At 67.9% G+C, this 8,255-nt stretch carries 4 protein-coding genes and 1 pseudogene; 1 reads left to right on the plus strand and 4 read right to left on the minus strand.

The window, feature by feature from the left end; all coding sequences use genetic code 11:
* Positions 1-435, plus strand: a complete 435-nt coding sequence (locus tag IE126_RS22260) for a YqaA family protein (protein ID WP_189382324.1) — start codon at positions 1-3, stop codon at positions 433-435.
* Here IE126_RS22260 and chrA read toward each other — a convergent pair.
* The 4 genes and pseudogenes from chrA to IE126_RS22280 all read right to left on the minus strand — a co-directional run.
* A complete protein-coding gene (chrA, locus tag IE126_RS22265; protein WP_189382326.1) occupies positions 432-1,811 on the minus strand; it encodes a chromate efflux transporter in 1,380 nt (459 codons plus the stop codon). The genes IE126_RS22260 and chrA overlap by 4 nt on opposite strands.
* Positions 1,808-2,644, minus strand: a complete 837-nt coding sequence (locus tag IE126_RS22270; protein ID WP_189382328.1) for a chromate resistance protein ChrB domain-containing protein — start codon at positions 2,642-2,644, stop codon at positions 1,808-1,810. Before IE126_RS22270 ends, chrA begins: the two co-directional genes overlap by 4 nt.
* Positions 2,645-2,817: 173 nt before the next feature.
* Positions 2,818-4,743 carry a DUF2793 domain-containing protein gene (locus tag IE126_RS22275; protein ID WP_189382330.1) on the minus strand — a complete coding sequence of 642 codons (1,926 nt, stop codon included), beginning with the start codon at positions 4,741-4,743 and terminating at the stop codon, positions 2,818-2,820.
* 10 nt (positions 4,744-4,753) lie between these two features.
* Positions 4,754-8,152: pseudogene (locus IE126_RS22280) on the minus strand (baseplate multidomain protein megatron); the annotation flags it as partial.
* Between the last annotated feature and the right edge of the window lie 103 nt (positions 8,153-8,255).

The following is an 8,255-nucleotide window of genomic DNA, read 5'->3' on the forward strand; positions in this document are numbered from 1 at the left end:
ATGCTTGCCCTGTCCGGCTTGTTCGCGGCGGCGCTGCTGGCCGCCACCCTCGTGCCGGCCCAATCCGAGGCGGTTCTGGTCGCGTTGGTGCTGGCGGGCGGGCATCCGGTCTGGCTGCTGCTGGCCGTGGCCACGATTGGCAACGTGTTGGGCTCGGTGATCAACTGGGGGCTCGGCCACGTGCTGGCCCGCTTTGCCAACCGGCGCTGGTTTCCCGCCTCGCCGCGCCAGCTTGACCGAGCAACGCGCTGGTATCATCGGTGGGGGCACTGGAGCCTGCTGGCGGCTTGGGTGCCCATCATTGGCGATCCGCTGACCCTTGTCGCGGGCGTCCTGCGCGAACCACTCTGGCGCTTTTTCCTGATCGTGACGCTGGCCAAGGGCGGGCGGTATCTCGCGCTGGCGCTGATCACCACCCGCCTGGATGCAGCCTAGGCCAGTCCCGCGACGTGCAGTGCGACGCCCAATGCCGCGGCCCCGCCCAGAACCGTCGCCATCCCAAGCCTCAGCCGGAAGACCGCGACAAGGGCAAGCGCGGAGAGAGCCGCCGCAGCCCAGTCGATCGAGCCTAGAACCGGCAGATCAAGCGACAGCGGCCCGGCTTGCCAGGTGACGACCTCGCGCCAGATCACATGCACCGCGAACCAGATCGCAAGATTCAGGATGACGCCCACGACGGCCGCTGTCACCGCGCCTAGCGCCGCCGACAGGGCTGCGTTGCGGCGGAGCCGCTCCATCCACGGCGCACCAAGAAATATCCACGCAAAGCACGGTGCGAAGGTCACCCACGTCGCCAGCAACCCGCCCATCGTTCCGGCCAGCAGTGGCATCGCCCATCCGGCCTCGCGGAAGGCGCCCATGAAGCCCACGAATTGCAGCACCATGATCAGCGGCCCGGGCGTCGTCTCGGCCATGCCGAGCCCATCGAGCATTTCCCCGGGCGCGAGCCAGCCATAGGTGCCGACGGCCTCTTGAGCGACCCAAGCAAGCACTGCATAGGCGCCGCCGAAGGTCAGCACCGCAAGTTTCGAGAAGAACACCGCGATGTCAGTGAAGACGCTCCCAGGCGCGAGCAGCCAGAGCGCCGCCACCGGAACAAGCCAGAGCACCAACGCACCAAAGCCCGCACGGAACGCGCCCCGATCCGCGGCGCCGTCTGTCTGGATGTGTTCCTCTCCGAGAAGGGTCTGTGCATCCGCCACATGGTGCTTGCCCACGGCGCCATGCCCGCCGCCGGGCCGGAAGGCATCTAGCCCCGCCTTGGCGCCCGCCCAGCCGATCAGCGCCGCCGCGAGCACGATGGCCGGGAACGGGGCATCGAAGAGGAAAATCGCGGCAAAGGAGGCCGCGGCAATGGCCCGCATCGCCCGGTTCTTCAGCGCCCGCTTGCCGACCCGGACCACGGCTTGCACCACGATTGCGAGCACCGCCGCCTTCAGTCCGAAAAACAGCCCGGCGACAAATCCCACATCGCCAAAGGCGGCGTAGATCCAGCTCAGCGCCATGATGGCGATGACGCCCGGTGCGATGAACAGGAGCCCCGCGACCAGTGCCCCCCGCACGCCGTGCGTCAGCCAGCCGATATAGGTGGCGAGTTGCTGCGCCTCGGGCCCCGGCAGCAACATGCAGAAGTTCAGTGCATGCAGGAACCGGTCGTCGCCGAGCCAGCGCTTCTCCTCGACCAGGATGCGGTGCATCACTGCGATCTGCCCTGCCGGGCCGCCAAAGGACAGTGCGGCGATCCGGGCCCAGACGCGGGTGGCCTCGGACAGGGTCGGATAGGCCAAAACCATCGGTTCGGAACCGGTCATGCCGCACCTCCGGGCCGGTTGGTCGGCCAGTTATGTGTTTCCTCCGTCGCGTCGCGGCACCAGCGGTAGAAGGCGTCGTAGAGCGCCATCCCGGCTTCGAGCTGTTCGAGGTCGTCCGAATACATCCGCGACAGCCCGAGAGAGGCCGCCAGCAGGCCGGGCGCCTCGGGTGCCAGGTCCGGCCGGGCCGTATCGGCCCCGCGCACGATCCGGGCAAGCCGGTCAAGGGCAGGCATTGTCAGCCCGAACTCGGCCAGCATCACGTCGAAGGTGCAAAGTTCGCCCCGATGGCTCCAGAACGTGTCTTCGACATCGAAGGGCATGCCGCAATAGAGCGCCGCAACATTCGCCACCTCGGCGGGCGCGACATAGAGAAACACCGCGCGCGGATCGATGAACCGGCGGATCAGCCATGGACAGGCGATCCGGTCCACCTTGGGGCGCGAGCGCGTCACCCAGACAGTCCGGCCGTCCGCGTCGCGGGCCGTAATCTTCGCCGGGTCGATCAGAGGAAGACCAGCCGCGCGCCACGCGGCATAGCCGCCTTCAAGATATTCAGCGGAAATCCCCCGGTTGCGCAACAGCGCGGCCAGCCCTTGGCTGCGACCATGCCCTTCAGCGCAGGCCACGACCACAGGGCCGCTCAGCGATGCGATCAAAGTCTCCAGCCGCTCCGGGGCAAGGTCGGCCTCGGCAATGGCGCGCACTCCGGGAAGCAGCAGCGGATCCTCGGCGCGCAGTCCGTCGCGCCGGTTGTCGAGGATCGTCGGGCAACGCGGGGTGCCAAGCAGTTTGGCAAGTTTGTCGGGCGAAATGGCATCGGGCGCAGGCATGTGCGTTCCTCCGAAAGGTTCGGGTTGAGGTGGAACGCGAGCTTCGGCTGTCGCCTCGTGGGGAGATCGCGGATCCCCATGCAAAGCTGATGCCGCGAAACGGCCTTGTTTGTCAATCTTTTCCGGCTTTTCAGGGCATCGAGCCTCCCTTTCTGAAAACGGCAAATCGATCATCAATAGTCCGTCTCGACATAGACCCCCGAGCAATCATAGGCGACCGCCGCCGCCGTCGCGCCGTTATTCATGTAGTTGCGCGGGCTCAGGAGTTGCGTCGCGGCGGGAATGTCGCTGTCGAGCATGACCTCGACCACCGCCCCGCTCACGTCCTCGACGACTCTTACGCCGATCTCGCTGCTGTTCGGGGCGGCGAGGAGCGTGAGGGTCAGGACGTTCGTCGTGCTCGCAACCGGGAAACTCGCCCCGAGATCGGTGAGCGTCGGCGCTCCGGAGGCGTCGTTCTGGACCAGTTGCCAGTTGGTGTGGGTGCCGCGCTGGAAGCCGATGCCGATGCAGTTGACCACGGCCGTGAGCGTCAGGGTCGTGGCCAGAGCAGTCGTCGAGCCGTAGAGGCCGAAGAAGCCCATGCCGGTCGCCTGCAGGGTCACCAGCGAAAGCCGGTTCACATAGGTGAAGCCGCCCAGCCCATCGGCGTTGCCGCGCCAGCAGACCCAGCCGGCAGAACGCTCCTCGGCCGCCGCATCGGCGGTCGTGGCGCTGGTGACGCGCCAGCGGCGCATCGAGGTCGACAGGTTGGTAGTGGCGAGTGTCGGCGTCGAGACGGTGCCGACGGCGGTGCGCGGCATGCCGTTGGTGTTGACCGTGGTGCCGGTGGACGGCGCCCAGGTCGCGATCCGGTTCACCCCAAAATGCGGCTGCAGCGGAAAGAACCGCCCCGAGGGGCGCTGGACGTCGAGCCATCCGGCCCCGGCGCGGTCCCGCGCGTAGAGGGCGAGCCTACCGCTCGGCGGCGGCGTGGGCACGACGCTCACCGCCGGGAGCACGACGGGTTCGGGCATCTCGACACGGCCGCTCGCGCGGTCGATCCGGAGCGCCTCGTAGAAGGCCGACCCGTCCGGGCTGACCTTGAAGCTGAAATCGTCGTTGCCGAGAAGTCCGATCAGCGCCCGGGCCGAAAAGCCGGTCTTGAAGGCGAAGGCAGCGTCGTTCCCGCCTGCGGCCTTGTTGACCGTCGCCTCGATCCCGGCACCTGCGTTGTTCAGGAGCACTGCGGGCGTGTTGACCGAGAGCCGGTTGTAGCTGTCGGCGGTCGCGCCCCCGAGACCCAGAAGCTGCGCGGTCAGGTTCGCCTGGGGCATGGCGACCTGCGTCACGGCATTGGCGAAGGTCACGGTCGGCGTGTTGACCACCGTCGTGCCATTCGCGCCCGAGGTCGCGGGGCCGATGTTGACGACCGTGGTCGACCCCGACGCGCCGCCGGTGCCGAGGTTGACGGTCTTGGTGAGGCCGGTCGTCGTCGCCCCGGTGCCCATGCCGTAGGTGGCGGTGCCGGTCGCTGTGCCGATGGTTGCAGCCGCGCCCGAGACCGTGACGGTGCCGGAGGCTGTCAGCGTGCCGGAGAAGGTCTTGTTGCCGGAGAAGGTCTGGGTGCCCGCCAGGATCGCCAGTTCCGACGAGGTGTTCGGCAGCGTGTAGCTGCGGGTCGTACCGGTGCTGATACCTGAGAGCGAGAACACCGCCTTCTTGGTGGGATCGGCATCGTTGATCAGGCTGAAGACGGCATCCGAGATGTCGCTCGGCTCGCCCACGACCTCCCAAGTTGCGCCTGTCCAGACGAGCAGTACGGCCTCGTCCTCGACCCATGTCCGCCAGCCGGTGCGCGGCGGCAGGCGCAGCCAGGCACCGTCGGTCCAGAGGGCGACGTTCAGATCCCAGCCCGCCCAGTCGCCGGTTGCGCCCGAGGCGACGATGTAGCGGTCGCCATCGGCGGGACTTCCCGGCGGCGCGGTCAGATCCCGGTCGATAACGGAAAGCTGGACGAGCCCGTCGAGGATCCGCAGCGCCTCGTTGTGGGTGACGTGCTTCTGGGCCTGTGCCGCAAGGATGTAGGGGAGCAACAGATGGGTCGTGGCGTCGGACATAGGGTGGCCTTCAGAAAGTCAGCGTGACGGTTTTCGCCGCGCCCCGCCCGACGAGGGCGGAGAGTTGGAAGATGCGGATGGTGAGCGTGTCGCCGGGGCCGAGCAGCGCGCCCCAGTCAGCGGTCTGGGCGGCGGCGGTGTAGACCGCGCTGGTGGTGGCAGTGGTCAAGGATCGCTTGACAACTGCACCGTCGAGGATCTCGACCTCATAGGCCTCCAGTTCTTCGGCCATCGGCACCTCGAGCCCGCCCCAGCTGTCGGCCGCGAGCGCGCGGGATCGCCGGATCCAGCGGATCGTCAGATCGCCTGGTGTGCGCGGTCTGCGCCACGGCTGTTCGACATGCGCGACGGAGAATGGTCGCATCCCAACACCGTCGGGCGTGAAGGCCTGCGCGACATAGGTCTCGTCGCTGACCGGACGGCTCGCCGGGCCGATGCGCCAGTTCCATGGGATGCCTAGATCGGCCTCGGCGATCGGCAGGGACGCGAGCGCGGTGTCCAGCACCACCACCCGCGCGCCCGCTGGCGCCGGGTTGCCCATGGCACCTTCGGTGCCGCGCTGGCCGCGCAGGAGTCGGGTCTGGCGATACCGGCCGGGCGCGAGCAGCTCGGCCGCGCCCGTCTGCACGATTTCCCAGACACCCGGCACAGCCTCAATCGCGAGCGCGTTTGCCCCGGCGAACAAAGTCAGGTCGGTGACGCTTTCCATTGTGCCGGTCAGCAGATCGACCACCAACGCGTTGCCGAGGTCGAAGCGCGACGTGGGTCCGGCGTAGAAGTCCGAGACCAGTGTGCCGATGCGGGCGCGTGTGCCAAACGTGGTCAGCAGGTCGAAGCCGTCGGTCGACGGGCTGCGGTAGACCGCGATCTCGCCGGACCATGGCACGGCGTGCGCAGCGGCGAAGGGCCGATGCGCGGCCTGATCCTCGGTCAGCTGCGGCAGGTCAAGGAGGACCGCTTCGGGTGCGCCGAAGACGACCGCCTGCGACAGCGCCGAGGGTCGCGGCGCGCCGGGCGGCAGGTCGTAAGCCTCTCGGTCCTGACGCACGGCCTCGATGCCGCGGGCGTCGGCGTCGGCGATGGAAACGAGCCGCAGCGGGACGGACCGGCCGTCATGGGCGAGCGTTACCACATCGGCTGGGTCGAGTGCCAGCCGTGACGGCGGCAAGCGGAAGGCTGCACTTTCACGGCCTGTCCAGGCTTCCATCAGCGCGCGGCGGCAGCGGCGCTCGGCCTCCTCGGGCGGTACCGCCATGGGGAAGCTTTCGGAGGCGATGCGGGTCGTGTCGACGGTGATGCGCCGGGCCTCGACCTGAGCCGCCTCGTAATCCTCGTCGGCGCGGGCGACCTGCCATTTCAGGGCCTGGGGCAGCTCGGTCTCCTGGCCGCGCGTCAGTTCCAGCACGTCGCCCTCGCGCGCGGCGACCAGATCGTCGGGTGCGACGCTCGCCACCGCCGCCCGGCCGCGCATGACGAAGCGGATAATCCCCTCGGTCTCGACGGCGTCGAAACCGAAGTGGCGGGCCAGCGTCGTGATCGAGGCGCGCGGGCTTTCCAAGGCACCGATGGCATAGCCCTCGACCGCGCCCCAGAGGCCGGTGACGTCGATGCGATGCTCCGGCAGCCCGGCGCGCAGACAGAGGTTACGGACAAGCGCGGCGAGCGAGACCGCCCCCAGCCGCCCCGTCAGCCAATGGCCGAGCCGCCAGTTGGGTCCATCTGTCCAGACATCGGTCAGTTCGGGAAAGAACGGATATGGCCGCGCGTCCCAGGTCCAGGCCGCGCATTCCGGCACATTGACCATCCGTCCTCCGTAGACCGAGGATAGCGGGTTGTTCGCGGGCTCGCCCCAGAACAGGTAGGTCGCCTCGAGATAGGCGCGCTGGATGGTGTCGTCGCGCCAGCCCCGCGAGAAATAGGGCGTGAAGCTCTCCGACGATTTCGGGTCGAAGAAGACGTTGGGCTGGTTGGTGCCCCGGTCGATGGCAGGACAGCCGAGTTCGGTGAAACGGATCGGTTTCGATTGCGGCACCCACGCCGTCGGCGTGCCGCTCTCCACCCCGCCCGGGCGATTATAGTGCTCGTTCGACCACCAGCTGCGCAGATCCTTGTAGCGGAAGACCCATGGCTTGCCCGCAGCTCCATCGGTGATCGGCGTCCGGACCTGCGCCGACCGATCCGCCGCCGATGCGTAGAACCAATCGAAGCCTTCACGGCCCGCGATGTTCGCCTGCAGATAGGCCCGGTCGTAGATCGCGGGCCAGCCCTCGGCCGCGTCCGCATGCCCGAACCCGTCCCGCCAGTCCGACAGCGGCATGTAGTTGTCGATGCCGACGAAATCGATGTTGGCGTCCGACCAGAGCGGATCGAGGTGGAAATAGACATCGCCACTGCCGTCCCCCGGCTGGTGGCCGAAATACTCTGACCAGTCGGCCGCGTAGCCGATCTCCGTGCCAGATCCGAGAATGGCGCGCACATCGGCGGCGAGCGCCTTGAACGCGGTGACGGCGGGATAGCTGCTGGCGCTCGAGCGGATGGTGGTCAGGCCGCGCATCTCCGAGCCGATCAGGAAGGCATCGACCCCGCCTGCAACCGCGCAGAGATGGGCGTAGTGCAGCATCATCCGGCGTAGGCCCCAATCGCCGGACGGACCGGTCCAGGAGACGGTCTCGCCCGAGATCGCGAAGTCGGAGGGGTCCGCGCCGCCGAAGAAGGCCGCGACCTGGCTCGACGCCGTGGCCGTCTTGTCCACGCTCCCGGCATAGCCCGCCGCGGGCGAACAGGTGATCCGGCCGCGCCACGGGAATGTGGGCTGTCCCAAATCGGCGGCATTGTCGGAATACGGGTTCGGAGCCAGGTTGCCGGGCGGGACGTCCATCAGGAGGAACGGATAGAAAGTGACGCGCAGCCCACGCGCCTTCATCTCCCGGATCGCCTGTACCACGGAGAAATCGGCGGGCGTGCCGCCGTAGACGGGTCGATCCTGATCGTCGCGGCTGACGAGGAAAGCACTGGCGCGGCTCACGCCATTGACCGACCATCCGACTGGCGTCGTGGATTTCGCAGTGACTTCGACGCCCGGGCGCAGCTTGCAGGAGCCCGCGCGCAGGTCGTCCCCGAACCAGGCGACGACGAGGCTCACACTCTCGACGGTCGGTGCCATGGCCTGCAGGCGGTCAAGCGCCACGACCATGTCGGAGGTGTCGGGCAGCGCGTTCAGGTTTTCGGCCTGCGTCGCACCGTCCGAGGATTTGCGGATGGCCTGCGTGGCGTAGCTGAACTCGCCCGAAGCCGGGATCATCGTCACAGCCTTGACCAGCCCCTCGGCGGTGTCGGGATCGGCCAGCGGCCGGAATACCTCGAAGGAGAGCTGCGGCAGGCGGTTGCCGTAGCTCGACAGCGGCAGTTCTGTTGATTTCCACTGAGAAGTGACCCGGGTTTTCCATCGAGATTTGACCCACCTCTGATTATGGATTTCGGTTCAGTTTTGGGTCAAGGGCGGGTTTCACTCC

The sequence above is a fragment of the Gemmobacter nanjingensis genome, assembly GCF_014652195.1.
Lineage (GTDB): Bacteria > Pseudomonadota > Alphaproteobacteria > Rhodobacterales > Rhodobacteraceae > Gemmobacter > Gemmobacter caeni.